General features: G+C 73.5%; 17 protein-coding genes. 8 read left to right on the top strand and 9 right to left on the bottom strand.

Annotated features, from left to right (window positions below; genetic code table 11):
• Positions 1-34 precede the first annotated feature (34 nt).
• Both ACFZCF_RS06665 and pta read right to left on the bottom strand, forming a co-directional pair.
• Entirely contained in the window at positions 35-1,345 is a 1,311-nt protein-coding gene (locus tag ACFZCF_RS06665; RefSeq protein ID WP_391285074.1) for an acetate/propionate family kinase, read from the bottom strand.
• Positions 1,342-3,459 carry a phosphate acetyltransferase gene (pta, locus tag ACFZCF_RS06660; protein WP_388436157.1) on the bottom strand — a complete coding sequence of 706 codons (2,118 nt, stop codon included), beginning with the start codon at positions 3,457-3,459 and terminating at the stop codon, positions 1,342-1,344. Before pta ends, ACFZCF_RS06665 begins: the two co-directional genes overlap by 4 nt.
• 353 nt (positions 3,460-3,812) lie before the next feature.
• Here pta and ACFZCF_RS06655 point away from each other — a divergent pair, with 353 nt between their 5' ends.
• Positions 3,813-4,838, top strand: coding sequence for a 6-phosphofructokinase (locus tag ACFZCF_RS06655; RefSeq protein WP_388436154.1), 1,026 nt, complete (start codon positions 3,813-3,815; stop codon positions 4,836-4,838).
• A gap of 118 nt (positions 4,839-4,956) precedes the next feature.
• Here the strand turns inward: ACFZCF_RS06655 and ACFZCF_RS06650 are convergent, their stop codons facing one another.
• The 3 genes from ACFZCF_RS06650 to ACFZCF_RS06640 all read right to left on the bottom strand — a co-directional run bounded on the left by ACFZCF_RS06650 (position 4,957) and on the right by ACFZCF_RS06640 (position 8,162).
• Entirely contained in the window at positions 4,957-5,565 is a 609-nt protein-coding gene (locus ACFZCF_RS06650) for a helix-turn-helix domain-containing protein (RefSeq protein WP_388438837.1), read from the bottom strand.
• 288 nt (positions 5,566-5,853) lie between these two features.
• On the bottom strand, positions 5,854-6,543 hold the full coding sequence (locus ACFZCF_RS06645) for a response regulator (protein WP_391285071.1): 690 nt from the start codon (positions 6,541-6,543) through the stop codon (positions 5,854-5,856).
• Entirely contained in the window at positions 6,540-8,162 is a 1,623-nt protein-coding gene (locus tag ACFZCF_RS06640) for an ATP-binding protein (RefSeq protein ID WP_391285068.1), read from the bottom strand. Before ACFZCF_RS06640 ends, ACFZCF_RS06645 begins: the two co-directional genes overlap by 4 nt.
• Before the next feature lie 223 nt (positions 8,163-8,385).
• On the opposite strand from ACFZCF_RS06640, the gene ACFZCF_RS06635 reads away from it, so the two are divergent.
• The 5 genes from ACFZCF_RS06635 (at position 8,386) to ACFZCF_RS06615 (ending at position 14,649) form a co-directional block, all read left to right on the top strand.
• On the top strand, positions 8,386-9,774 hold the full coding sequence (locus tag ACFZCF_RS06635) for a cation:dicarboxylate symporter family transporter (RefSeq protein WP_391285066.1): 1,389 nt from the start codon (positions 8,386-8,388) through the stop codon (positions 9,772-9,774).
• Between the two features lie 187 nt (positions 9,775-9,961).
• Positions 9,962-10,825, top strand: a complete 864-nt coding sequence (locus ACFZCF_RS06630) for a nitroreductase/quinone reductase family protein (RefSeq protein WP_391285065.1) — start codon at positions 9,962-9,964, stop codon at positions 10,823-10,825.
• Positions 10,822-11,265 (top strand): GNAT family N-acetyltransferase, encoded by a 444-nt coding sequence (locus ACFZCF_RS06625; protein WP_391285063.1) that lies wholly within the window; start codon positions 10,822-10,824, stop codon positions 11,263-11,265. The genes ACFZCF_RS06630 and ACFZCF_RS06625 overlap by 4 nt, the downstream gene beginning before the upstream one ends.
• Positions 11,266-11,392: 127 nt before the next feature.
• Positions 11,393-12,271, top strand: a complete 879-nt coding sequence (locus tag ACFZCF_RS06620) for an alpha/beta fold hydrolase (protein WP_391285061.1) — start codon at positions 11,393-11,395, stop codon at positions 12,269-12,271.
• Positions 12,272-12,414: 143 nt separating this feature from the next.
• Complete coding sequence (locus tag ACFZCF_RS06615; RefSeq protein WP_391285059.1) at positions 12,415-14,649, top strand: UvrD-helicase domain-containing protein; 2,235 nt, start codon at positions 12,415-12,417, stop codon at positions 14,647-14,649.
• Between the two features lie 26 nt (positions 14,650-14,675).
• Here the strand turns inward: ACFZCF_RS06615 and glgB are convergent, their stop codons facing one another.
• The 4 genes from glgB to ACFZCF_RS06595 form a co-directional block, all read right to left on the bottom strand.
• Positions 14,676-16,889, bottom strand: coding sequence for a 1,4-alpha-glucan branching enzyme (gene glgB, locus ACFZCF_RS06610; RefSeq protein ID WP_391285057.1), 2,214 nt, complete (start codon positions 16,887-16,889; stop codon positions 14,676-14,678).
• A gap of 187 nt (positions 16,890-17,076) precedes the next feature.
• Positions 17,077-18,429: a maltokinase gene (locus tag ACFZCF_RS06605; RefSeq protein ID WP_388436126.1), complete on the bottom strand. Its 1,353-nt coding sequence runs from the start codon at positions 18,427-18,429 to the stop codon at positions 17,077-17,079.
• A 234-nt stretch (positions 18,430-18,663) separates the two neighbouring features.
• Entirely contained in the window at positions 18,664-20,376 is a 1,713-nt protein-coding gene (gene treS, locus ACFZCF_RS06600; protein ID WP_388436124.1) for a maltose alpha-D-glucosyltransferase, read from the bottom strand.
• On the bottom strand, positions 20,373-22,358 hold the full coding sequence (locus tag ACFZCF_RS06595; protein WP_391285055.1) for a maltotransferase domain-containing protein: 1,986 nt from the start codon (positions 22,356-22,358) through the stop codon (positions 20,373-20,375). Before ACFZCF_RS06595 ends, treS begins: the two co-directional genes overlap by 4 nt.
• A 381-nt stretch (positions 22,359-22,739) precedes the next feature.
• Here ACFZCF_RS06595 and ACFZCF_RS06590 point away from each other — a divergent pair, with 381 nt between their 5' ends.
• The gene (locus tag ACFZCF_RS06590) at positions 22,740-23,567 is read left to right on the top strand and encodes a helix-turn-helix domain-containing protein (RefSeq protein WP_391285053.1); all 828 of its coding nucleotides are present in this window, start codon (positions 22,740-22,742) and stop codon (positions 23,565-23,567) included.
• Positions 23,568-23,734: 167 nt separating this feature from the next.
• The gene (gene glgP, locus ACFZCF_RS06585; RefSeq protein WP_391285051.1) at positions 23,735-26,287 is read left to right on the top strand and encodes an alpha-glucan family phosphorylase; all 2,553 of its coding nucleotides are present in this window, start codon (positions 23,735-23,737) and stop codon (positions 26,285-26,287) included.
• Positions 26,288-26,314 lie beyond the last annotated feature (27 nt).

Here is a 26,314-nt window from a genome sequence, read left to right as displayed (position 1 = left end):
GGCTGGTGGAAAGTACAAATGGGCGGGGGCCCGCTCAGGCGTTTGTCGTACGAGTAACTTTTTCGGTCCCCTCCTCGTCGGTTTTCCCGCCCGTGCCCGCGGCCCTCTCCACGCCCCTACCCGCCTCCGCGCTCCCACTCGTCAGCGCGAAGGTCTGGCGGGCGATCTCCAGTTCCTCGTCGGTGGGCACCACGGCCACCGCGACCCGGGCGTACTCGGGCGAGATGATCCGCGGTTCGCCGGACCGCACGGCGTTGAGCCCGGCGTCCACGGCGAGGCCCAGCTCCTCCAGGCCGCTGATGGCGGCCTCCCGGACCGGTGCCGCGTTCTCGCCCACGCCCGCGGTGAAGACGACCGCGTCGACGCGGCCGAGGACCGCGTAGTACGCGCCAATGTACTTCTTCAGGCGGTGGACGTAGATGTCGAAGGCGAGCGCGGCCCGCTCGTCGCCCGCGTCGACCCGGCGCCGGATCTCGCGCATGTCGTTGTCGCCGCAGAGGCCGACGAGGCCCGACCTCTTGTTGAGGAGGACGTCGATCTCGTCGGCGTCCATGCCGGCCACCCGCTTGAGGTGGAAGGTGACCGCCGGGTCGATGTCGCCGGAGCGGGTGCCCATGACCAGGCCCTCCAGCGGGGTCAGGCCCATGGAGGTGTCCACGCAGCGGCCGCCGCGGACCGCAGAGGCGGAGGCGCCGTTGCCGAGGTGGAGCACGATCACGTTCACCTCCTCGGGCTCCTTGCCGAGCAGCCGCGCGGCCGCCCGGGAGACGTACGCGTGCGAGGTGCCGTGGAAGCCGTAGCGGCGGATCCGGTGGGCGTCGGCGGTCTCCACGTCGATCGCGTACCGCGCCGCCGACTCCGGCATCGTCGTGTGGAAGGCGGTGTCGAAGACGGCGACCTGGGGCAGGTCGGGGCGCAGTGCCATCGCCGTGCGGATGCCGAGCAGGTTCGCCGGGTTGTGCAGCGGGGCCACCGGCACGAGCCGTTCGATCTCGGCGATCACCTCCTCGTCGATGACGGTCGGCTCGGTGAAGCGGAGCCCGCCGTGCACCACCCGGTGGCCGATCGCGGCCAGTTCGGGGGAGTCCAGGCCGAGCCCGTCCGCCGCCAGCTCCTCGGCGACCGCCTTCAGCGCGGCCGCGTGGTCGGGGATCGGGCCGGTCCGCTCGCGCGGCGCGCTCCCGCCGGCCCGGAGCGGGGTGTGGGCGAGCCGGGAGGTCTCCTCGCCGATCCGCTCGACGAGCCCCTGCGCGAGCCGGCTGCCGTCGCTCATGTCGAGGAGCTGGTACTTCACCGACGAGGAGCCGGAGTTGAGGACGAGGACGCGGGTGGGGGTGCCGGTCATGCGGGGAGCTCCTGAGCCGGGGTCGGGACCTGGGACTGGCCCTGTGACGGGACCTGGGACTGGATCGCGGTGATGGCGACCGTGTTGACGATGTCGCTGACGAGGGCGCCGCGCGAGAGGTCGTTGACCGGCTTGCGCAGGCCCTGGAGGACCGGTCCGACGGCGATGGCGCCGGCCGAGCGCTGGACCGCCTTGTAGGTGTTGTTGCCGGTGTTGAGGTCCGGGAAGATCAGCACGGTCGCCTGGCCGGCCACCTCCGATTCCGGCAGCTTGGTGGCGGCGACGGAGGGCTCCACGGCGGCGTCGTACTGGATCGGGCCCTCGATCCGCAGCTCCGGGTGGGACGCGCGGACCAGCTTGGTCGCCTCGCGCACCTTGTCGACGTCGGCGCCGGAGCCGGAGGTGCCGGTGGAGTACGAGAGCATCGCGATCCGCGGCTCGACGCCGAAGCGGGCGGCGGTGGCCGCCGACTGGACGGCGATGTCCGCGAGCTGCTCGGCGTCCGGGTCCGGGTTGACCGCGCAGTCGCCGTACACGAGAACCTTGTCGGCGAGGCACATGAAGAAGACCGAGGAGACGATCGACGCCTCCGGCTTCGTCTTGATGATCTCGAAGGCCGGGCGGATGGTCGCGGCGGTGGAGTGGACCGCGCCGGAGACCATGCCGTCGGCGAGGCCCTCCTGGACCATGAGGGTGCCGAAGTAGTTGACGTCCGAGACGACGTCGTACGCGAGCTCCACGGTGACGCCCTTGTGGGCGCGCAGCGCCGCGTACCGCTCGGCGAAGGCGTCGCGCAGCTCGGAGGTCCGCGGGTCGATCAGCTGGGTGTCGCGCAGGTCGACGCTGAGGTCGGCGGCCTTCTTGCGGATGGTCTCGACGTCGCCGAGGAGGGTGAGGTCGCAGACGTCGCGGCGCAGCAGCACGTCGGCGGCGCGCAGCACCCGCTCCTCGGTGCCCTCGGGGAGCACCACCCGGCGCCGGTCGGCCCGGGCCTGCTCCAGGAGCTCGTGCTCGAACATCATCGGGGTGACCCGGCCGCTGGGCGCCACCGAGATCCGCTTGAGCAGGTCGGCGGTGTCCACGTGCCGTTCGAAGAGGCCGAGCGCGGTCTCCGCCTTGCGGGGGGTGGCGGCGTTGAGCTTGCCCTCCAGGGCGAAGAGCTCCGCCGCGGTGGGGAAGCTGTTGCCGGCGACGGAGATGACCGGGGTGCCGGGCGCGAGCCGGGCGGCCAGGGTGAGGACCGCGTCGGTGGGCCGTTCGTCCAGGGTGAGCAGGACGCCCGCGATCGGGGGCGTGCCGGCCGAGTGGGCGGCGAGCGCGCCGACGACCAGGTCGGCGCGGTCGCCGGGGGTGACGACGAGGCAGCCGGGGGTCAGCGCGGCGAGGAAGTTCGGCAGCATCGCGCCGCCGAAGACGAAGTCCAGGGCGTCGCGGGCGAGGCCGGCGTCGTCGCCGAGGACGACGGTCGCGCCGAGCGCGTGGGTGATCTGGGCGACCGTCGGGGCGGCGAGGGCGGGCTCGTCGGGGAGGACGTAGCAGGGGACGGGGAGCCGGGCGGCCAGCCGGTCGGCGATGGCGTCGCGGTCCTCGCCCGCGACCCGGTTGACGACCATCGCGAGGACGTCGCAGCCGAGGCCGTCGTAGGCGCGGAAGGCGTTGCGGGCCTCGGCGCGGACGGACTCGGCGGTCTGGCCCTTGCCGCCGACGACCGGGATGACGGAGGCGCCGAACTCGTTCGCCAGGCGGGCGTTGAGGGCCAGCTCGTCGGGGACCTGGGTGCCGGCGAAGTCGGTGCCGAGGACGAGGACGACCTCGTAGTCGCGGGCGACCGCGTGGAAGCGGTCGACCAGCCGGGAGAGCAGTTCGTCGGTGCCCTGCTCGGCCTGGAGCGCGGAGGCCTCGTGGTAGTCCATGCCGTAGACCGTGGACGGGTCCTGGGTGAGGCGGTAGCGGGTGCGCAGCAGGTCGAAGAGGCGGTCGGGGCCGTCGTGCACCAGCGGCCGGAACACCCCCACCCGGTCCACCTGTCGGGTGAGGAGCTCCATGACTCCCAGCTCGACGACCTGGCGGCCGTCCCCGCGGTCGATCCCGGTCACGTACACACTGCGCGTCACGCCGCGGTCTCCTGTCCCGTTCCTGCGGAAGGGGCCCGTCCGGTGGGAGGGCCGTCCTGCGGGAGGGCCCGGCCCGCCGGGGCCCGGCCCTCGCCTTCGTCAACCCTCCGGCGCTGGAAAGACACCGATAGGGTGGCATTACCCCCTTGACAATACCCCTGCACCTGGGTAGGTCGCCCGCCGTGCGAAGGTCCCGTTCCGAGGGACGGAAGGCCCCCGGAAGGACCCGTTCCCGGCACGCGCGGACCGGCCGCGGAAGGCCCGGGCGGATCCGGCGTGTGAGAATCGGAAGCGGCTCAAGGAACGGCTCAACGGCTCACACGGAATCTCGACGGAGCAGGAGACACAGCACGATGCGCATCGGAGTCCTCACCGCAGGCGGCGACTGCCCCGGCCTGAACGCAGTGATCCGGTCGGTCGTCCACCGGGCCGTCACGAACTACGGGGACGAGGTCATCGGCTTCGAGGACGGCTACGCCGGACTCCTCGACGGCCGCTACCGCCCGCTCGACCTCAACGCCGTCAGCGGCATCCTCGCCCGCGGCGGCACCATCCTCGGCTCGTCCCGCCTGGAGCGCGACCGCTTCGCCGCCGCCTGCGACAACGCCAAGGCGATCGTCGAGAAGAGCGGCTTCGACGCGCTCATCCCGATCGGCGGCGAGGGCACGCTGACCGCCGCCCGGATGCTCTCGGACGCGGGCGTGCCCGTCGTCGGCGTCCCGAAGACCATCGACAACGACATCTCCTCCACCGACCGCACCTTCGGCTTCGACACCGCCGTCGGCGTCGCCACCGAGGCGATGGACCGGCTGAAGACCACCGCCGAGTCGCACCAGCGGGTGATGGTCGTCGAGGTGATGGGCCGTCACGCCGGCTGGATCGCGCTGGAGTCCGGCATGGCCGGCGGCGCCCACGGCATCTGTCTGCCGGAGCGTCCCTTCGACCCGGCCGACCTGGTCAAGATGGTCGAGGAGCGGTTCGCCCGCGGCAAGAAGTTCGCCGTCATCTGCGTCGCCGAGGGCGCGCACCCGGCCGACGGCACGATGGACTACGGCAAGGGCGAGATCGACCAGTTCGGCCACGAGCGCTTCCAGGGCATCGGCACGGCCCTCGCGTACGAGCTGGAGCGGCGCCTCGGCAAGGAGGCCCGGCCGGTCATCCTCGGCCACGTCCAGCGCGGCGGCACGCCCACCGCGTACGACCGGGTCCTCGCCACCCGCTTCGGCTGGCACGCGGTGGAGGCCGTGCACCGCGGCGAGTTCGGCAACATGACGGCGCTGCGCGGCACCGACGTGAAGATGGTGCCGCTCGCCGAGGCCATCACCCGGCTCAAGACGGTCCCCGCGGACCGCATCCGCGAGGCCGAGTCGGTCTTCTGACCGCACCCGCCCCACGGCGACGGAGGCCCCGCCCGGCGGGACCTCCGTCGCCGTGTCTCCGGGTCCTACGGGTGGGGGAAGGGCGTCCCGCCGATCGGCACGATCCGAACGACACGCCCTAATGCCCCACGGCCGCCCAGAAGTGCTCGTTGATCGACTCCAGGTACGCGCGGCCCTCGTCGCCGGTCGCGCCCGAGGCGCCCCAGCTGGACGTCGCGGCCATCCGGGCGTGGTACTCCGCGTGCAGCCGCGCGAGAGCCGGTTCCACCACCCGCTTGGGCAGCGGCAGCATCCGGACCGCCGGCTTCACGTACGCCTGCCAGCGGGTCGTCGCCGCGTCCCGCAGCAGCTCCGCCAGCCGCCCGTCGCCGCCGGTCGCGGTGATCAGGGCGCGCGGCCCGAGCCCCAGGACCTCGGCGAGCGCGGCCGTCTGCCGCTCGGTGCCCTTCCAGGTGCCCGTGTCCTCCATCCGGGCGTACGCGGCCGCGGCGACGCCGACCCGCCGGGCCAGGTCCTCCACCGAGAGCCCACGCGCCACCCGGTGCTCGCGCAGCGTGGAGGCGACGGCGATCAGGTCGGCCGGCGAGCACCACAGGACGCCCGCGAGGGCGGTCAGCTCCTGTTCACTGGGCGCGAGGGTGCCGCGCTCCCAGGCGGCGACGGCGTCGGGGGTGACGGGGAGCCCGTACTGGGCCCGCAGGCCGTAGGCGACATGGGCGGGCGCCATGCCGAGCCCCTGCCGCAGGCGGCGCGCGGCCGGGGCGTCGAAGGGGGGAGAGGGATGGTGCACCCGGCCACGAAACCACGAATGGCCGAAAATGGCTACGGTGGGTTCATCTGAGGCCACAGCCTGTAGGAACGTCGGAACCGGCCGGTAATCCCCGGTGAGCGGTGCGTGACGTCCGGTGAGCGGCCGCGGACCGTCCTTCGACGCGGTGAGAAGCGGGTACGAGCTCCGCGGCGCGAGGCCCGGCAGGGCTGCCCGGCCGCCGGGCGCCCCGAGGGAGCCGCCGCCTCAGCGGATGGTTTCGCGCCAGCGGTACTGGAGCTCCGGGCGGCCGATCTGGCCGTACTGGGGGGCGCGGACGGCGCGGCCCTCGCTGACGAGGTGCTCCAGATAGCGGCGGGCGGTGATGCGCGAGATCCCGACGGCGGCACCGGCCTCGGCGGCGGTGAGTCCGGCGGGGGCCTCGCGCAGGGAGCGGGTGACGGCCTCCAGGGTCGGGCCGCTGAGGCCCTTCGGGAGGGTCGCCGGCTGCGGGGCGCGCAGCACGGCGAGGGCGCGGTCCACCTCGTCCTGCCCCGAGGCCTCCCCGGCCGCGCCGCGGAACTCGGCGTACCGCGTCAGCCGGTCCCGCAGCGTCGCGAAGGCGAAGGGCTTGAGGACGTACTGGACGACCCCGAGCGACACCCCCTCGCGGACCACCGCGAGATCGCGGGCCGAGGTCACGGCGATGACGTCCGCCGCGTGCCCGGCGGCCCGCAGCGCCCGCAGCAGCGCGAGGCCGTGCCCGTCGGGGAGGTACAGGTCGAGCAGGATCAGGTCGACGGGGACCCGGTCGAGGAGCCGTACCGCCGCCGCCCGCGAGTGCGCGACCCCGACCACCCGGAAGCCCTCGACCCGCCCCGCGTACAGCGCGTGCGCGTCCGCGGCGACGGGGTCGTCCTCGACGACCAGGACCCGGATCTCCTGTGCCCCGCTCACGCCTCTCCTCCGGTACGGGGGAGCGGCACCCGGACGGTGAAGCGGGCGCCGCCCCCGGGGGCCTCGGCGACGGTGAGGGTGCCGGCGGCCCGGGTGACGGCCTGGCGGACCAGGGCGAGGCCGAGGCCCCGGCCCGGGCCCCGGGTGGACCAGCCGCGGCCGAGGACCGCGTCGCGGTCGGCGGGCCGCACGCCGGGCCCGCTGTCGTCGACGCGGAGCAGCAGCTCGCCGTCGCCGGCGCGGGCCGCGACCGTGACGGTCACCCGCGCGTGCGGGGTCCCGCCGGCCGCCTCCACCGCGTTGTCGACGAGGTTGCCGAGGACCGTCACGAGGTCCCTCGGCTCCAGGGCCGGCGGCAGCAGCCCGTCGTCGATCCGGCTGTCCTCGGTGAGGACCAGCTCCACGCCCCGCTCGTTGGCCTGCGCCGCCTTCCCGAGCAGCAGGGCCGCGAGGACCGGCTCGCCGACCGCGTCCACCACCCGGTCGGTGAGCGCCTGCGCCAGCTCCAGCTCGGCCGTCGCGAACTCCACCGCCTCCGCCACCCGCCCGAGCTCGATCAGCGAGACCACCGTGTGGAGCCGGTTCGCCGCCTCGTGGGCCTGCGAGCGCAGCGCCTCCGTGAACCCGCGCTGGGAGTCCAACTCGCCGGACAGTGCCTGGAGTTCGGTGCGGTCGCGCAGGGTGACGACCGTGCCGCGGCGCTCCCCGCCCACCACCGGGCGGGTGTTGACGACAAGGACCCGCTCGTCCGTCAGATGCGTCTCGTCGACCCGCGGCTCCGAGGAGAGCAGCGCCCCCGTCAGCGGGGCCGGAAGGCCGAGCTCCGCCGCCGGCCGGCCCACCACCCCCTCGTCGAGGCCGAGGAGTTCGCGCGCCCCGTCGTTGATGAGCGCGATCCTGCGCCGCCCGTCCAGCATCACGAGCCCCTCCCGCACCGCGTGCAGCGCCGCCTCGTGGTAGTCGTGCATCCGGCTGAGCTCGGTGGCGTTCATCCCGTGGGTGTGCCGCCGCAGCCGCGCGTTGATCACGTACGTGCCGGCGCCGCCGAGCGCGAGCGCCGCGCCCGCCATCCCGAGCAGCGCCGTGACCTGCTCCCGCACCTGCGCGCTGATCCGCTCGATGGTGATGCCCGCGCTGACCAGGGCGACCACCCGCCCCTCGGAGAAGACCGGCGTGATCGTCCGCACCGACGGGCCGAGGGTCCCCGGATACGTCTCCGAGAAGGTCCCGCCGCGCAGCGCCGGCTCGATGTGCCCGAGGTAGTGGAGGCCGATCCGGTCGGGCTCCGGGTGCGTCCACCGGGTGCCGTCCGGCGCCATGACCACCACGAAGGCCAGGTCCGCCCGCCGCCGGAGCTCCTCCGCGTACGGCTGGAGCGCGGCGGACGGGTCGGCCGACAGCGCGGCCGCCCGCACGGACGGCGAGCCGGCGAGGGCCGTCGCGGCGGCCGTCGCCTGCCGGCGCGCGGTCTCCTCGGCCTGCGCCCGGTCCGTGAGGTACGCGAAGACCGCGCAGCCGGCCACGACCGCGGCCATCAGCACGACCTGCATGGCGAAGAGCTGGCCGGCCAGGCTGCGGGGCCGCGGCCTGCGGAAGGGGCGGAGGAGCGGGAGACGCATGCGTGCAAGTGTGCACGCCGGGATTTGCTGGAGCGCATCGCGTTCCCGAATCGTTCTCCGCACCGCACCGCACCGCACCGCACCGCACCGCTCTCGCGTGAGCGGCACGCGCACGTTTCGGCCATGAACGAAACGCACGCAACGGTGACCCCGGTCACAGGCTGATGGATAGTCGCGGAGTCCACCGGGACGTGGACGCCCCCATCAGCGCGAGGAGGACCCCGTGGCCGCACGCCGGGACCGCACCCATTACCTGTATCTGGCCGTGATCGGCGCCGTCCTGCTCGGCATCGGCGTCGGCTTCCTCGCCCCCGGCGTGGCCGTCGAGCTGAAGCCGCTGGGCACCGGCTTCGTGAACCTCATCAAGATGATGATCTCGCCGATCATCTTCTGCACGATCGTGCTCGGCGTCGGCTCCGTCCGCAAGGCCGCCAAGGTGGGCGCCGTCGGCGGCCTCGCGCTCGGCTACTTCATGGTGATGTCGACCGTCGCACTCGCGATCGGCCTCGTCGTCGGCAACCTCCTGGAGCCCGGCTCCGGCCTCCACCTCACCAAGGAGCTGGCCGAGGCCGGCGCGAAGCAGGCGGAGGGCGCGAGCGAGGGCACCGCCGACTTCCTGCTCGGGATCATCCCGACCACCCTGGTCTCCGCCTTCACCGAGGGCGAGGTCCTCCAGACCCTCCTCGTCGCCCTGCTCGCGGGCTTCGCCCTCCAGGCGATGGGCTCGGCCGGCGAGCCGGTCCTCCGCGGCATCGGGCACATCCAGCGGCTCGTCTTCCGCATCCTCGCCATGATCATGTGGGCGGCCCCGGTCGGCGCCTTCGGCGCCATCGCCGCCGTGGTCGGCGCCACCGGCCTCGACGCCCTGAAGTCCCTCGCGGTCATCATGATCGGCTTCTACCTGACCTGCGCCCTCTTCGTCTTCGTCGTCCTCGGCGCGCTGCTCCGGCTGGTCGCCGGGGTCAACATCTGGTCGCTCCTGAAGTACCTGGGCCGCGAGTTCCTGCTGATCCTCTCGACCTCCTCCTCCGAGTCGGCGCTGCCCCGCCTGATCGCGAAGATGGAGCACCTGGGCGTCTCCAAGCCGGTCGTCGGCATCACCGTCCCCACCGGCTACTCCTTCAACCTCGACGGCACCGCCATCTACCTCACGATGGCCTCGCTCTTCGTCGCCGAGGCGATGGGCGACCCGCTCTCGGTCGGCGAGCAGATCTCCCTCCTCGTCTTCATGGTCATCGCCTCGAAGGGCGCCGCGGGCGTCACCGGAGCCGGTCTCGCCACCCTCGCCGGCGGCCTCCAGTCGCACCGCCCGGACCTGGTCGACGGCGTCGGCCTGATCGTCGGCATCGACCGCTTCATGAGCGAGGCCCGCGCCCTCACCAACTTCGCCGGCAACGCCGTCGCCACCGTCCTGGTCGGCACCTGGACGAAGGAGATCGACCGGACGCGGGTGACCGAGGTCCTGGCGGGGAAGTTCCCCTTCGACGAGAAGACCCTCGTCGACGAACACACCGGACACGCCGAGCACGCCAAGCACGCCGGGGCCGGCGACCCCACCGCCGTACCCGACCCGCGCGACCAGGGCGAGGAGCGCGCCCGCACCGGAGTCTGACCCCCACCGAACCTCCTCCCGGGACCCGGGCCTTGAGCCGGATCCGGGCACCGGGAGGAACCCGCCCCCGCGAAAAGGCCCTTGACACCGTCAAGGGCCTCCGCGTGAGAATGGGGCTCCTCGCGTCGCGTGTCGGTCCGCGCTCGAAAGCGGAGACATGGAGGCAAGAGAACCGTAGGGACGGCAGTTGCCTCTCGACTTCAACACCTCGATCATCGAAGAATTCCGTACCCACGCCGGACGCCTCGGCGGCCCCTTCGAGGGATGGGTGCTCCTTCTCCTCACCACCACCGGCGCCCGGTCCGGAAAAGAACACACCACTCCGCTCGGATTCGCCGCGGACGGCGACCGGCTGCTCGTCGTCGGCTCGGCCGGCGGCTCCGACCGCCACCCGGACTGGTACCGCAACATCCTCGTCAACCCCACGGTGACCGTGGAGCTGGGCGCGGACACCTGGCAGGCGACCGCCGTCGCCGCGACCGGCGCCGAGCGCGACGAGCTCTTCGCCAAGGTCGTCGCGGTCGCCCCCGGTTACGCGGACTACCAGAAGGCGACGAGCAGGGTCCTGCCCGTCGTCGTCCTCCACCGGATCCCGGCCGACGACTACACCCCGCCGGACCGGCTGGACGCCCTCGCCGACGAGCTGGTGAAGGTCCACGACTGGCTGCGCGAGGAGCTCGCCGCCCTCGCCGAGGGCCTCGCCGTGCGGGGCACCGCCGAGCTGACGGTGGAGCTCCGCCGCCACTGCCTCACCTTCTGCTCCGGCCTCGCCCGGCACCACGGCGGCGAGGACGCCGGCCTCTTCCCGTACCTGGCCCGCGCGTTCCCCGGGAAGGCCGGGGTCTTCGAGCGGCTCCACGCCGAACACGCCACCGTCTCCCGCGCGCTCGACGGCCTGCGGGAGCTGCTCGCCCGGGTCGACGAGACGGGGCCGGAGCGGCTGCGCCCCGAATTCGAGCGGCTGCGCGCCGAGTTGGAGACCCACTTCGCGTACGAGGAGGCGGAGGTCGTCCCGCTCCTGAGGGCGGCCGTGCCAGACTCGCCCGCATGAACCATGATCACGACGAGGCGGGGCTGACCGTCGGGGACCGGGACCCGGACCTGGCGGCGCTTCTGGACCGCGGCCTCGACGCGTACAACTTCGCGGCCACCGGGACCACCGCCGAGGACCAGGGCGCGCTGTCCGTGCGGGCGCGGGACCCGGCGACGGGTGAGACCGTCGGCGGGCTGACCGCCTGGACCTGGGGCGGACTGCTCGGCATCGAGATGCTGTGGGTGCGCGAGGACCGCCGAGGGGACGGGTGGGGGAGCAGGCTGCTGCGCGCGGCCGAGGCCGAGGCCCGCCGGCGCGGCTGCGACCGCGCCACCGTCTCCTCCTTCACCTTCCAGGCCCCGGACTTCTACCGCCGGCACGGGTACGTCGAGACCGGCCGCACCCTCGGCATCCCGGGCGGCGCGGAGGACGTCCACTTCCACAAGAGCCTGACCTAGGACGGTCGAGGGCCGGACCCCGCGGGGTCCGGCCCTTCGTCGTGCCGGCCTTCGGCGCTTGACTTCCTCCGGGGACGTAGCGATACGATACGTCTCGTCTCGTTGAGTTCGACGGAAGGAGCGCGGCATGACGCGCGAACGGTTCGTGGACGTGGAGCCCGGCGTACGGCTCTGGGTCGAGGAGCAGGGCGACCCCGCCCTGCCCCCGCTGCTCCTCGTCATGGGGGCGCAGGCCTCCGGGCTCGCCTGGCCCGACGGGCTCGTGGAGCGGCTCGCCGCCCGGCACCGGGTGATCCGCTACGACCACCGGGACACCGGCCGTTCCACCTGGGTCTTCGACGAGAAGCCCTACCCGCTCTCCCGGCTCGCCGAGGACGCCGTCGCCGTCCTGGACGCGTGCGGTGTCGAGCGGGCCCACGTGGTCGGCATGTCGCTGGGCGGGCTGCTCACCCAGCTGCTGGTCGCCGACCACCCGGACCGGCTGCTCAGCGCGACGGTCATCGGCACCACCGCGCTCAGCGCCACCCCGTACACCGCCCCGGACGGCACCCGGATCCCGGTCGAGGAGCTGCCCGGCCCCTCCGCCGCGCTGCTGGAGCTGTGGTCCCGGCCGGAGGAGGAGCGGGACCTGGAGGGCGAGCTGGACGCCCGGGTCGCGCACTGGCGGGCCCTCGCCGGCGACGCCCTGCCCTTCGACGCGGAGTTCTTCCGCGCGCAGGAGCGCCGGATCGTCGCCCACACCGGTCACCACGTCGCGGGCACGGCCCATGCCCGCGCCGACTACTCCGGCCTCGTCCGCACGGAACGGCTCGCCGCCACCGAGGTGCCCATCCTGGTGATCTCCGCGCCGGCCGAGCCGGTCGCGCCGGCGCCGCACGCCGAGCACCTCGCGCAGGTGATCCGCGGCGCCCGGCTCGCCGAGGTCCCCGGCATGGGGCACGCCCTTCCGCCGGAGGTCCACGACCCGCTCGCGAAGGAGATCCTGCGCCACGCCGAATCCGCGTGACGGCACGAAAAAACCCCGGCTGAATTGACAGTCGGGGTGGTGCCGCGCCTATATTGGTGAATTCCGTGTGTTCACTCGCGAGCTTGTCGGGAGGAATTCATGGAGCATTTCACTAAAGGCACTGTATCGCGCTGGGAGTCGAATTGTCAACCGAGCCAATTCGGGACGAGCAGAAATTCATCACCTCGCTCTACGCGCGGCTCGACGACCTGAGGGACCGGGCCGAGGCCGCCGTGGGCGAGGCGCTCAGGACGCCCGGGACCGGGAGCGCCCAGTCTCGCCTGGAACGGGACGTCCTGGTCGCCGAGCAGTCCGGGCTGCTCGCCGCGTTCAACGCCGGCGAGTCCGGGCTCTGCTTCGGCCGGCTCGTCTTCAAGGACGGCCGCGACCACCACATCGGCCGCATCGGGCTGCGCGAGGACGACCCGCGGCGCACCCCGCTCGTGATCGACTGGCGGGCCGAGGTCGCCCGCCCCTTCTACCTGGCCACCGGCCACGAGCCCATGGGCCTCACCCGCCGCCGCCACATCACCACCCAGGGCCGCGAGGTCGTCTCGCTCCACGACGAGGTCCTCGACCTCGCCGACCGCAGCCGCTCCGGGCACGAGGGCCGGGACGCCGACGAGGTCCTCCTCGCCGCGCTCGACGCCGCCCGCACCGGCCGGATGCACGACATCGTGCAGACCATCCAGGCCGAGCAGGACGCCATCATCCGCTCCCCGCACCACGGCGTCCTCGTCGTCGAGGGCGGTCCCGGCACCGGCAAGACCGCCGTCGCCCTGCACCGGGCCGCGTACCTCCTCTACGCCCACCGGGAGCAGCTAGCCAAGCGCGCCGTCCTCATCGTCGGCCCCAACCCGGCCTTCCTCGGCTACATCGGCAACGTGCTGCCCTCCCTCGGCGAGACCGGCGTCCTCCTCGCCACCCCCGGCGAGCTGTACCCCGGCGTCCGCGCCACGGGCACGGACACGGCGCGCGCCGCCGCGGTGAAGGGCGACGTCCGGATGGCGGCCGCCCTCGCCGAGGCCGTACGCGACCGGCAGCGGGTGCCCGAGCGCGGGGCGCCGCTCGTCGTCGCGCACGACGACGGCGACCTCGTCATCGACTGGGACACGGCCCTGGAGGCCCGCCACAAGGCCCGGGAGACCGCCCTCCCGCACAACCTCGCCCGCCCCTACTTCGCCTTCCGGATCCTCGACGCGCTCGCCGCGCAGCTCGCCGACCGGATCGGCGCCGACCCGTACGGCGGCCCGAACTTCCTCGGCCCCGACGACATCGCCCTCCTCGCCAAGGGCATCGCCGCCAACCCCGACGTGCACGCCGTCATCGACGAGCTCTGGCCGGAACTGACCCCCGAGGCCTTCCTCGCCGACTACCTCGCCGAGCCCACCCACCTCCCCGAGGAGGACGCGGCGGCGATCCGCCGCGACGGCGGCGCGTGGACCCCGGGCGACGTCCCGCTCCTCGACGAGGCGGCCGAACTCCTCGGCCACGACGACTCCGCCGAACGGGCCGCCCAGGAGGCCGAGCGGCAGCGTCGGGTGCAGTACGCGCAGGGCGTCCTCGACGTCTCCTTCGCCTCCCGGACCTACGAGTTCGAGGACAAGGAGGAACTCGACGAGGACGCCTCCGAGGTGCTGTCCGCGCACGACATCATCGACGCCGAGCGGTTCGCCGAGCGCCACGAGGAGGCCGACCACCGCACCGCCGCCGAGCGGGCGGCCGCCGACCGCACCTGGGCCTTCGGACACATCATCGTCGACGAGGCGCAGGAGCTGTCCGCCATGCAGTGGCGGCTCCTGATGCGCCGCAGCCCCACCCGCTCCATGACGCTGGTCGGCGACCCGGCGCAGACCGGCGACCCGGCCGGCGTCGGCGCGTGGGAGCGGATCCTCGCCCCGTACGTGGAGGACCGCTGGCAGCACGTGAGGCTGGGCGTCAACTACCGCACGCCCGCCGAGATCATGGCGGTCGCCGCCGCCGTGCGCCGCGAGGACGACCCGTCCTTCGAGCCGCCCGGCTCCGTCCGCTCCACCGGCGTCGAGCCCTGGGACCGGACCGCCGAGGACCCGGTGAAGGAGACCGCCGACGCGGTCGCCGCCGAGCTCCGCGCCGAGGGCCGGCTCGCGGTGATCGCCCCGGCGGAGCTGCTGCCCGCCCTCGTCGAGGCGCTCCCCGAGGCCTCGTACGGCGAGCAGCCCGACCTCACCCGGCCGGTGGTCCTCCTCGACCCCCGGCAGGCGAAGGGCCTGGAGTTCGACACGGTCCTCGTCGTCGACCCGGACGGCATCCGGGCCGGCGCCCCGCACGGGACGAACGACCTGTACGTGGCGCTGACCCGGGCCACCCAGCGGCTCGGGATCGTCAGGCGGGCCTGAGGACCGTCAGGCCCGCCCGACGACCGTCAGGCGGGGCGGAGCCAGACCGTCGCGAGCGGCGGCAGCGTCATCCGGACGCTCGCCGCCCGCCCGTGCCACGGCACCGTCTCGGTCTTCACCGGGTCGGTGCCGACCACGTCCGAACCGCCGTACCGGGCCGCGTCCGTGTTCAGCACCTCGCCCCAGGCGGCGAAGGAGTCCGGCACGCCGATCCGGTAGTCCTGCCGGACGACGGGGGAGAAGTTGCAGACCGCGAGGAGCGGCGAGCCGAAGCCGTCGTAGCGGAGGAAGGCGAGGACGTTGTCGTCGGCGGCGTCGCCGACCACCCACTCGAAGCCCTCCGGCGCGGTGTCCCGCTCCCAGAGCGAGGGCGTCGCCGTGTACACCCGGTTCAGGTCCCGCACCAGGTCCTTCACGCCCCGGTGGTCGGCCTGCGCCCCGTAGCCCGGGTCGAGCAGCCACCACTCGGGGCCGTGGTCCGCCGACCACTCCGAGCCCTGGGCGAACTCCTGTCCCATGAAGAGGAGTTGCTTGCCCGGGTGGGCCCACATGAAGCCCAGGTAGGCGCGGTGGTTGGCGCGCCGCTGCCACCAGTCGCCGGGCATCTTCGACACCAGCGCCCGCTTGCCGTGCACCACCTCGTCGTGCGAGATCGGCAGGATGTAGTTCTCGCTGTACGCGTACACCATCGAGAAGGTCATCTCGTGGTGGTGGTACTTGCGGTGCACCGGCTCCTTCTCCATGTACTGGAGCGAGTCGTGCATCCAGCCCATGTTCCACTTCATGCCGAAGCCCAGGCCGCCGTGGCCGCCCGGCCCGACCAGGTCGGTCGCCCGCGTCACCCCGTCCCAGGCGGTCGACTCCTCGGCGAAGGTGACGATGCCGGGGCAGCGGCGGTAGACGGTCGCGTTCATCTCCTGCAGGAAGGCGACCGCGTCGAGGTTCTCCCGGCCGCCGTGCTCGTTCGGCAGCCACTCGCCGTACTCGCGGGAGTAGTCCAGGTAGAGCATCGACGCGACCGCGTCCACGCGCAGGCCGTCGACGTGGAACTCCTGGCACCAGTACACGGCGTTGGCGACCAGGAAGTTGCGCACCTCCTTGCGGCCGTAGTCGAACTCCAGGGTCCCCCAGTCCGGGTGGTGCGAGCGGCGCGGGTCCTCGTGCTCGTACAGCGGCCGTCCGTCGAACTCGGCCAGCGCCCAGTCGTCCTTCGGGAAGTGCGCGGGCACCCAGTCCATCAGCACCCCGATCCCGGCCCGGTGCAGCGCGTCCACCAGAAACTTGAAGTCGTCCGGGGTGCCGAGGCGGGCCGTCGGCGCGTAGAAGCCGGTGACCTGGTAGCCCCAGGAACCACCGAAGGGGTGCTCGGTGACCGGCATGAACTCGACGTGGGTGAAGCCGAGTTCGCTCACGTATGCGGGCAGCTCGTCGGCGAGCCGGCGATACGTCAGGCCGGGGCGCCAGGACGGCAGATGGACCTCGTACACGGAGATCGGCGCCTCGTGCGGCGGCCGGGCGCCGCGCCGCGCCATCCACTCCTGGTCGCTCCACTCGTAGTGCGACTCGGTGACGATCGAGGCGGTGTCCGGCGGGCACTCGGTGCGGCGGGCCATCGGGTCGGCGCGGAGCGTGTGGGAGCCGTCGGGGCGGGTGATGTCGTACTTGTACACCGCGCCCTCCCCGATGCCGGGCACGAACAGCTCCCACACGCCGGTGGAGCCCAGCGAGCGCATCGGCAGCCCGGTGCCGTCCCAGTGGGTGAAGTCGCCGGTGACGCGGACGCCCCGGGCGTTCGGCGCCCAGACGGCGAAACGGGTGCCGGTGACGCCGCCGTGCCGCATCACCCGCGAGCCCAGCGCCGTCCACAGCTCCTCGTGCCGGCCCTCGCCGATCAGGTGCAGGTCCAGCTCGCCGAGCGACGGCAGGTGCCGGTAAGGGTCCTGTACGGCGAGCTCGTCGTCCCCGTAGCGCACGCGGAGCTCGTACGCCGGGACCTTCCGCAGCAGCGGGACGAACGCGGAGAAGATCCCGTCGCCGTCGTGGGTGAGCTCCACCTTCCGCCCCTTCGGCAGGACGGCCGTCACCGCGCTCGCCCAGGGGCGCAGCGCGCGGATGACGAGCCCGCCCTTCACCGGGTGGGCGCCGAGGAGGGCGTGGGGGTCGTGATGCTCGCCGGCGAGCAGCCGCGCGCGCTCGCCGGGGTCGAGAGGGGGCGCTGTGCGGGGCGTCTTGGCGGTCACCGGTAAGCCTCCAGAAAGCTCGGAATATGTACGAACATGTCAACACCCCCACAACCCCCCCGGAAACTCCGCCGAACGGGCCATCTCCCCCCACCGCCGTCCCCGTGGGGGGCGGCGCCCCCGGCCGGGCCCGGGCTTCCCGCGCCTGAACCCGCACCGCGAGCTCGGCGCCGTACGGGCGCCGCGGTCACGGGGGTGTGGCGAGGCGGTGGATGGCGGCGAGGGGGACGGGGAGCCAGTCGGGGCGGTGGCGGGCCTCGTAGACGACCTCGTAGACCGCCTTGTCCGTCTCGTAGGCGCGGAGCAGCGCCGGATCCGTCCGGGGGTCCGCCCCCGCGACCTCCGCGTAGCCCGTGCAGTACGCCGCCCGGCACCGCGCCGCCCACTCCGCATTCCACGGCCGGTGCGTACGGGCCGCGTAGTCGAAGGAGCGGAGCATGCCGGCGACGTCGCGGACCGTCGGCTGCGGGCGGCGCCGCTCTTCGAGGGGCTTCGCCGGCTCGCCCTCGAAGTCGATGACGGCCCACCCCCCGTCGGAGCCGCGCAGCGTCTGCCCGAGGTGCAGGTCGCCGTGGATCCGCTGCACCGCGCCCGCCCCCTCCGCGTCGCCCGCCGCCGCGAAGACGGCCCGCAGCCCGGGGACGTACGGCAGCAGCGCGGGGACGGCCTGCGCGGCGGCGTGCAGCCGCCGGTCCATCGCGGCGGCGAGGCCCTCCGTCTCGGCGCGGGCGAGGCGCCGCGTGGGCAGCGCCTCGGCGAGCGCGAGGTGCACCTCGGCGGTGGCCCGTCCGAGGGCCCGCGCCTCCGCGGTGAACTCCCGCCCGGCGGCGAGCGCGTCGAGCGCGAGCCGCCAGCCGTCGCGGGAGTCGCGGAGGTAGGGCTGGAGGACGCCGAGCGTCGCCGCCCCCGACTCGAACCAGGCGACGGGCGCCGGGACGCGGGCGCAGCCGGCCTGCCCGAGAGCGAGGGGGAGTTCGAGGTCGGGATTGGCACCGGGGCTGACCCGGCGGAAGATCTTCAGGATGTACGCGTCGCCGAACACCAGTGAGGAGTTGGACTGTTCGGCGTCGAGGACCCTCGGAGCGAGCGCCCCGGGCAGGGCGCGGGTGGCGTGGAAGCGGAGCGGCCCGGTGCGGCCGGGCGTGCGCAGCCGTTCGTACAGGAGTCCGGCGAGGCGCGGGTCCCGCAGTCCCTCGTAGACGGCGCGGCCGGCGAGCGGGCCCTGCCGGATGCGCCCGATGAGGGCGGGCGCGAGGCGCGGCGGCAGCTGGGACCGTACGCCGAGGAGGATCTGGTAGCAGTCGGCGGGTTCGCCGGTGGGGCGGCCGGGCTGTTCGACCCGGACCAGGAGGTGGAGGAGGCCGGGGCCGGCGCCGTCCAGGGGCAGCAGCTCGGTGGCCGCGTCCAGCGTGAATCCGGTGACCCGGCGGCCCTTGCCCGCGAACCAGCGCTGCCGGGGCAGCCATTCGTGGAGCAGGGGTGTCAGGGACGGAAGGAGGGCGTCCGGGGCCCGGGTGGTGGATGCGGCGATCTCAGGCATGGCATCGCGTCCTTTCCCCGGGGTGCGCACAGGGTTGTCGTAAGTGTTCAAATGCGCAGATTGTCCCGGATGGCGGCTGGGGCTGTCCGGATGTGCGGGACGTGTCGGAAAGGGAAGATCCATACGGATGGGGCCGGATGGACCCGTATGGGGGTGGTTCGTGTGTGGGACACCGTTCCCAGAGTGGGACGGAGGAAACCGTCCCACCCGGGCCGAGGCCGAATCGGCCTCCCCTCAACTCCGCTTCATGCGGAACCAGTAGAAGCCGTGACCCGCCAGCGTCAGCAGGTACGGCAGCTCGCCGACGGCGGGGAACTCCACCCCGCCGATCAGCTCGACGGGCCGCATCCCGGCGAAGCGCCGCAGGTCCAGCTCGGTCGGCTGTGCGAACCGCGAGAAGTTGTTGACGCAGAGCACGAGATCGGCGTCCTGGCCCTCCTCCGGAGCGGCCTCGCGGATGAAGGCGAGCACCGCCGCGTTGGAGGACGGCAGTTCGGTGTACGTCCCCGTCCCGAAGGCGCGGTTCTGCTTACGGATCTCGATCATCCGCTTCGTCCAGTGCAGCAGGGAGGACGGCGAGGCCATCCCCGCCTCCACGTTGGTCACCTGGTAGCCGTGGACCGGGTCCATGATGGCCGGCAGGTAGAGGCGGCCCGGGTCGCAGGAGGAGAAGCCCGCGTTCCGGTCCGGGGTCCACTGCATGGGGGTGCGCACCCCGTCCCGGTCGCCGAGCCAGATGTTGTCGCCCATGCCGATCTCGTCGCCGTAGTACAGCACCGGGGAGCCCGGCAGCGAGAAGAGCAGCGCGGTGAACAGCTCCATCTGGTTGCGGTCGTTGTCGAGGAGCGGGGCGAGTCGCCGCCGGATGCCGATGTTGGCCCGCATTCGCGGGTCCTTGGCGTACTCGGCGTACATGTAGTCCCGCTCCTCGTCCGTGACCATTTCGAGCGTGAGCTCGTCGTGGTTGCGGAGGAAGATGCCCCACTGGCAGCCGGCGGGGATCTCCGGCGTCTTCGCCAGGATCTCGGAGACCGGGTAGCGCGACTCGCGCCGCACCGCCATGAAGATCCGCGGCATGACCGGGAAGTGGAAGGCCATGTGGCACTCGTCGCCGCCGGAGCGGAAGTCGCCGAAGTAGTCGACGACGTCCTCGGGCCACTGGTTGGCCTCGGCGAGCAGCACCGTGTCCGGGTAGTGGTCGTCGATCTCCTTGCGGACCCGCTTGAGGAAGGCGTGGGTCTCCGGCAGGTTCTCGCAGTTGGTGCCCTCCCGCTGGTACAGGTACGGCACCGCGTCGAGCCGGAAGCCGTCGATCCCGAGGTCGAGCCAGAACTTCAGCGCCGACAGGATCTCCTCCTGCACGGCCGGGTTCTCGTAGTTGAGGTCCGGCTGGTGCGAGAAGAAGCGGTGCCAGAAGTACTGCTTGCGGACCGGGTCGAAGGTCCAGTTGGAGGTCTCCGTGTCGACGAAGATGATCCGGGCGTCGGGGAACTGCTTGTCGTCGTCGGCCCAGACGTAGTAGTCGCCGTACGGTCCCTCCGGGTCGCGCCGCGACTCCTGGAACCACGGGTGCTGGTCGCTGGTGTGGTTCATGACGAAGTCGATGATCACGCGCATCCCGCGCTGGTGCGCCGCGTCCACGAACTCCACGAAGTCGGCGATGTCGCCGAACTCGGGGAGGACCGAGGTGTAGTCGGCGACGTCGTAACCACCGTCGCGCAGCGGGGACTTGAAGAAGGGCGGCAGCCACAGGCAGTCCACGCCGAGCCACTGGAGGTAGTCCAGGCGGGACGTGATGCCCTTCAGGTCGCCGACGCCGTCGCCGTTGCTGTCCTGGAAGGACCGGACGAGGACTTCGTAGAAGACGGCCCGCTTGAACCAGTCGGGATCGAGGTCCTTGGCGGGTGTGGACTCGAAGGTGTCGGGGACGGGATCGTTGACGGTCATGAGGTGGGTGACCCTCCGGTCTGCGGGGACGGTCGCAGGACGAGCACGTGCGCGGGCGCGACGCCCGGTTCTAGGCGCACGTAGGCGTTCCTGCCCCAGTGGTAGGTGTCGCCGGTGAGCTCGTCGCGCACCGGCACGGTCTCGTGCCAGCCGAGGCCGAGTTCCGGCATGTTCAACGAGACCGTCGCCTCCTGGGTGTGGTGCGGGTCGAGGTTGACGACCACCAGAACGGTGTTCGAACCCTCCTTCTTCGAGTAGGCGATCACCTGCGGGTTGTCGACGTCATGGAAGGTCAGGTTCCGCAGTCGGCGGAGCGCCGGGTTGCGGCGCCGGATCCGGTTCAGAGCGGTGATCAGCGGAGTGATGGTCGCGCCCGCGCGCTCCGCAGACTCCCAGTCCCTGGGCCTCAGTTGGTACTTCTCCGAGTCCAGGTACTCCTCGCTGCCGGGACGCAGCGGGGTGTTCTCGCACAGCTCGTAGCCGGCGTAGATCCCCCAGGTCGGCGAGAGCGTCGCCGCGAGCACCGCGCGCGCCTCGAAGGCCGGCCGGCCGCCCTCCTGGAGGTAGGCGTGCAGGATGTCCGGGGTGTTCACGAAGAGGTTGGGCCGCATCTGCGCCGCCACGTCCCCGGACAGCTCCGTGAGGTACTCGGTCAGCTCGTCCTTGGTGTTGCGCCAGGTGAAGTACGTGTAGGACTGCTGGAAGCCGATCGCGCCGAGGGTCCGCATCATCGCCGGGCGGGTGAAGGCCTCCGCCAGGAAGATCACGTCCGGGTCGCGGTCGTTGATCTCCCCGATGACCCGCTCCCAGAACACCACCGGCTTGGTGTGCGGGTTGTCCACCCGGAAGATCCGCACCCCGTGGTCCATCCAGTGCCGCAGCACCCGGACCGTCTCGGCGACGATCCCGTCCATGTCCTTGTCGAACGCGATCGGGTAGATGTCCTGGTACTTCTTCGGCGGGTTCTCGGCGTAGGCGATCGAGCCGTCCGGGCGGTGGTGGAACCACTCCGGGTGCTTCTCCACCCACGGGTGGTCCGGCGAGCACTGGAGCGCGAAGTCCAGCGCGACCTCCAGGCGCAGGTCCCGGGCGCGGGCCACGAAGGCGTCGAAGTCCTCGATCGTGCCCAGGTCCGGGTGGACCGCGTCGTGCCCGCCCTCCGGCGAGCCGATCGCCCACGGCACGCCGACGTCGCTCGGCGACGCCGACAGGGAGTTGTTCGGGCCCTTGCGGTGGGTCTCGCCGATCGGGTGGATCGGCGGCAGGTAGACCACGTCGAAGCCCATCGCCGCGATGGCCGGAAGCCGTTCGGCGGCGGTGCGGAACGTGCCCGGGACCGTACGCCCCTTGACCTTCCGCACGCCCTCCGAGCGCGGGAAGAACTCGTACCAGGCGCCGTACAGGGCCCGTTCCCGCTCCACCCGGAGCGGGAACGCCGGGGAGGCGGTGACCAGTTCGCGCAGCGGATGCCGGTCCAGGGTCTCCGTGACCCGGGGCGCCAGCGCGGCGGCGAGGCGCGCGGCCGCCGGCCGGGACTCGTCGCGCAGCGCGTCGGCGGCCGCGAGCACCGCCTCCCGCCCGCCGCCCTTCTTCGGGACGCCCTTCGCGGCCCGCTCGTGCAGTTCCGCGCCCTCGGCGAGGACGAGCTCGGAGTCGATCCCGGCCGGGATCTTGATCTTCGCCGCGTGGCGCCAGGTCGCCAGCGGGTCGCTCCACGCCTCGACGGTGTAGGTCCACAGCCCCTCGGCGTCCGGGGTGACCTCGGCACCCCAGCGGTCGGAGCCCTCGGCCAGCTCGCGCATCGGGGTCCACGGCCCCGGGCGGCCCGTCGGGCCGGTGAGTACGACATTGGCGGCGACCGCGTCGTGGCCCTCGCGGAAGACGGTGGCCGTCACCTCGAAGGTCTCGCCGGCCACCGCCTTCGCGGGGCGCCGGCCGCAGTCGACCAGCGGGCGGACGTCCAGTACGGGAATGCGTCCCATGAGCGGATTCACAGCATCACCTGACGGTTTACGGGGGTGCGGGTGGTGGTGCGCTCTTTCTAGCCGCGCCGGAGGCCGGTGGGAGGCGGGCATCGCCGCGCCCCTCCGCGTTCACTCGGATGGCGGGCCCACAGGGATGAAACGGGGTGCGGAGACGGGTCTGGGGACGGGACGGGAACGAGGGATTCGGGCGAGTACGCGGGGAGCTTCCCCGGGTTCACGCGTGGGCAATCCGGCCCTTTGTTAACTACTAGGGCGTAGGGGGTGCGGCAAGGCGTGAGTCGGCCGAAACCCGCCGGCTGCCGTGCGGCGGACCGCGAACCGGCGCCGCCGCTCGTTACGCTGACGGTCCGTCGTCACCGGAGAAGACGGGAGACGCGCATGGACACGCAACCGGCCCGGGCCGTCCTCCACCACGTGCTGGCCGGGCGGTGCAGACTCGACCTCGGGGGCGCGGGCCCCCTCGACCTCACCCCCGGTGACCTGGCACTCCTGCCGACCGGCACCCCCCACCGGCTCACCGCGGGCCCCGCCGGCCCGACCCCCGACGGACCGCCGGCCGACCGCCCCGGCGCTTCGCCCCCCGGCGCGCCGCCCGCGGAGGTGCGCCTGGTCGGCGGGACGGAGGAGGAGGGCGCCCGGGTGCTCACCGTACGGGCCGGCTACGACCTCCGGGGCGCGCCGCCCCTCATGGCGGCGCTCCCGCGCGCGCTCCGGCTCGAACGGCGGCGCGTCGAGGGCGCGCCGCTGCTGCGCGAGACCCTCGGGGCGCTCGCCGCCCCCGGCCGCCGCGCGGGCCCCGGGGACCGGCTGCTCGCCCTGCGCGTCCTGGAGACCGCGCTCGTCCTCGCCGCCCCGCACCCCCCGGACGGCCCGTGCGCCCACCCCGGCATCGCCCGCGCCCTCGCCGCCATCGAGCACCGCTACGCCGAGCCGTGGACGGTGGTGACCCTCGCCCGCGAGGCCGGCATGGGCCGCTCCGCCTTCACCGCCGCCTTCCGCGCGGCCGTCGGCACCTCCCCGGCCCGCCACCTGACGGCCCGCCGGATGCGCGAGGCCGCCCGGCTGCTCGCCGGGACCGGGCTCCCCCAGTCGGCCGTACCCGCCCGCGTCGGCTACCGGAGCCGCGTGGGCTTCCACCTCGCCTTCCGCACCGCCCACGGCATGACCCCGGGCGAGTACCGGGCCGCGGCGCCCCGCAGGATCTGAACCGCCGGCGCGTCCCGCGCGCCCCCGGCGCCCCGCCCGTGCGCCCGGGACCCGGGGGTGCACCGTGGCCGGAGCGGGGCCGGCGGACCTACGCTCGGAGCGGCACGCCGGGCGCACAGCGTGGTGCGTCCGCTCCGTAGCGTCACCGGCCTGCGAAGGTGGGACACGTGAAGGCAATCCGTCGATTCACCGTGCGTCCTGTCCTCCCCGACACCCTTCGACCCCTCGCCGCCCTGGCGCGCAACCTGCGCTGGTCGTGGCACGAGCCGACCCGTGCCCTCTTCGACTCCCTGGCCCCCGAGGGGCTCGCGGGCGCCGACCCCGTCCGCGTCCTCGGCGCCCTGGAGGCGCCGCGGCTCGCCGCCCTCGCCGCCGACCGGGACTTCCTCGACCGGCTCGCCACCGCCGCCGAGGACCTCGACGGCTACCTGGAGCGGCCCCGCTGGTACCAGGAGCGGGTCTCCGGCGACGGGCCCGCCGCCCTCGCCTACTTCTCGCCCGAGTTCGGCGTCGCCGCCGCACTGCCCCAGTACTCCGGCGGGCTCGGCATCCTCGCCGGCGACCACCTCAAGTCCGCCAGCGACCTCGGCGTGCCGCTCGTCGGCGTCGGGCTGCTCTACCGCCACGGCTACTTCCGCCAGTCCCTCGGACGGGACGGCTGGCAGCAGGAGCAGTACCCCGTCCTCGACCCCGGCGAGCTGCCGGTCTCGCTGCTCCGGGAGGCCGACGGCGGGCCCGCCGGCATCGCGCTCGCCCTGCCCGGCGGCCGGAGCCTGCACGCCCAGATCTGGGTCGCCCAGGTCGGCCGCGTCCCGCTGCTGATGCTCGACTCGGACGTCGAGGAGAACGCCCCCGGCGAGCGGTCCGTCACCGACCGGCTGTACGGCGGCGGCAGCGAGCACCGGCTCCTCCAGGAGATGCTGCTCGGCATCGGCGGCGTCCGCGCCGTCCGCACGTACACCCGGCTCACCGGCCACCCCGAGCCCGAGGTCTTCCACACCAACGAGGGCCACGCCGGCTTCCTCGGGCTCGAACGGATCCGTGAACTCCAGGGCGCCGGGCTCGACTTCGACGCCGCCCTGGAGACCGTCCGGGCCGGGACCGTCTTCACCACCCACACCCCCGTGCCCGCAGGCATCGACCGCTTCGACCGGGAACTCGTCGCCCGCCACCTCGGCGACGACGGCGCCCTGCCCGGCCTCGACACCGGCCGGATCCTCGCCCTCGGCGACGAGACCCCGCTCGGCGGCCAGCCCGGCGTCTTCAACATGGCCGCCATGGGCCTGCGCCTCGCCCAGCGCGCCAACGGCGTCTCCACCCTCCACGGCGCCGTCAGCCGCGAGATGTTCGCCGGACTCTGGCCCGGATTCGACGCCGAGGAGGTGCCGATCACCTCCATCACCAACGGCGTCCACGCCCCCACCTGGACCGCCCCCGAGGCCGCCCGCCTCGGCCCCGACGCGAGCGACCGCGAGCTGTGGGAACTGCGCCGCACGCTGCGCGCCCGGCTCGTCGCCGACGTCCGGGACCGGCTGCGCGCCTCCTGGCGCCAGCGCGGCGCGGCCGCCGCCGAACTCGGCTGGACCGACTCCGTCCTCGACCCCGACGTCCTCACCGTCGGCTTCGCCCGCCGGGTCCCCTCCTACAAGCGGCTCACCCTGATGCTCCGCGACAAGGAGCGGCTGCGCGCCCTGCTGCTCCACCCCGAGCGGCCGGTGCAGCTCGTCGTCGCCGGCAAGGCCCACCCGGCCGACGACGGCGGCAAGAAGCTCGTGCAGGAGCTCGTCCGCTTCGCCGACGACCCGCGCGTCCGGCACCGGATCGTCTTCCTGCCCGACTACGGCATGGAGATGGCCCGCGGCCTCTACCCCGGCTGCGACGTCTGGCTCAACAACCCGCTCCGTCCCCTGGAGGCGTGCGGCACCAGCGGCATGAAGGCCGCCCTCAACGGCTGCCTCAACCTCTCCGTCCTCGACGGCTGGTGGGACGAGTGGTACGAGCCCGAGTTCGGCTGGGCCATCCCCACCGCCGACGGGGCCGCCGCGGCCGACGAGGAGCGCCGCGACGACCTGGAGGCCGCCGCCCTCTACGAGCTGATCGAGCGCCGGGTCGCCCCCCGCTTCTACGACCGGGGCCCCGACGGCGTCCCCGCCGCCTGGACCGCCATGGTCCGCCGCACCCTCACCGAACTCGGCCCCAAGGTCCTCGCCGACCGGATGGTCCGCGAGTACGTGGAGCGGCTGTACGTCCCCGCCGCCGCGGCCCGCCGGGTGCTCACCCCCGACCGGGCGCGCGAGCTCGCCGCCTGGAAGGCCCGGGTCCGGGCGGCCTGGCCGGGCGTCTCGGTGGACCACGTCGAGATCGGCGACGACCTCGCCGAGACCGGGGCGGAGCTGGGCGCCACGCCCTGCGTCCGGGTGCGGGTCGCGCTCGGCGGCCTCTCCCCGGACGACGTCGAGGTGCAGGCCGTGACCGGCCGCGTGGACGCCGACGACACCCTCACCGGCACCCGCACGGTCGCCCTCAAGCCCGTCGGCGGCCCGGACCTGGACGGCCGCCAGCCCTACGCCGGCACCCTGGAGCTCGACCGCACCGGCCCCTTCGGCTGCACCGTCCGCGTCCTGCCCTCCCACCCGCTCCTCGCCCACCCCGCCGAACCCGGCCTGATCGCGCTGCCGGAGGACCCGGGCAGTGAGGGGGCGGGGGTGCTCCTGAGGTAGCCGCCGGGGGGACCCGGGCGGGTGCCT

The organism is Streptomyces sp. NPDC007945 (assembly GCF_042958885.1).
Taxonomy (GTDB): Bacteria; Actinomycetota; Actinomycetes; order Streptomycetales; family Streptomycetaceae; genus Streptomyces.
This window is presented reverse-complemented; position numbering and strand designations above follow the sequence as displayed.

What these genes read in the sequence shown, in the direction of transcription:
- ACFZCF_RS06595 (WP_391285055.1), bottom strand. Translation starts at nt 22,358, where the DNA reads ATGGGACGCATTCCCGTACTGGACGTCCGCCCGCTGGTCGACTGCGGC.
- ACFZCF_RS06655 (WP_388436154.1), top strand. Translation starts at nt 3,813, where the DNA reads ATGCGCATCGGAGTCCTCACCGCAGGCGGCGACTGCCCCGGCCTGAAC.
- treS (WP_388436124.1), bottom strand. Translation starts at nt 20,376, where the DNA reads ATGACCGTCAACGATCCCGTCCCCGACACCTTCGAGTCCACACCCGCC.
- ACFZCF_RS06605 (WP_388436126.1), bottom strand. Translation starts at nt 18,429, where the DNA reads ATGCCTGAGATCGCCGCATCCACCACCCGGGCCCCGGACGCCCTCCTT.
- ACFZCF_RS06625 (WP_391285063.1), top strand. Translation starts at nt 10,822, where the DNA reads ATGAACCATGATCACGACGAGGCGGGGCTGACCGTCGGGGACCGGGAC.
- ACFZCF_RS06650 (WP_388438837.1), bottom strand. Translation starts at nt 5,565, where the DNA reads ATGGCGCCCGCCCATGTCGCCTACGGCCTGCGGGCCCAGTACGGGCTC.
- ACFZCF_RS06640 (WP_391285068.1), bottom strand. Translation starts at nt 8,162, where the DNA reads ATGCGTCTCCCGCTCCTCCGCCCCTTCCGCAGGCCGCGGCCCCGCAGC.
- ACFZCF_RS06620 (WP_391285061.1), top strand. Translation starts at nt 11,393, where the DNA reads ATGACGCGCGAACGGTTCGTGGACGTGGAGCCCGGCGTACGGCTCTGG.
- ACFZCF_RS06665 (WP_391285074.1), bottom strand. Translation starts at nt 1,345, where the DNA reads ATGACCGGCACCCCCACCCGCGTCCTCGTCCTCAACTCCGGCTCCTCG.
- ACFZCF_RS06590 (WP_391285053.1), top strand. Translation starts at nt 22,740, where the DNA reads ATGGACACGCAACCGGCCCGGGCCGTCCTCCACCACGTGCTGGCCGGG.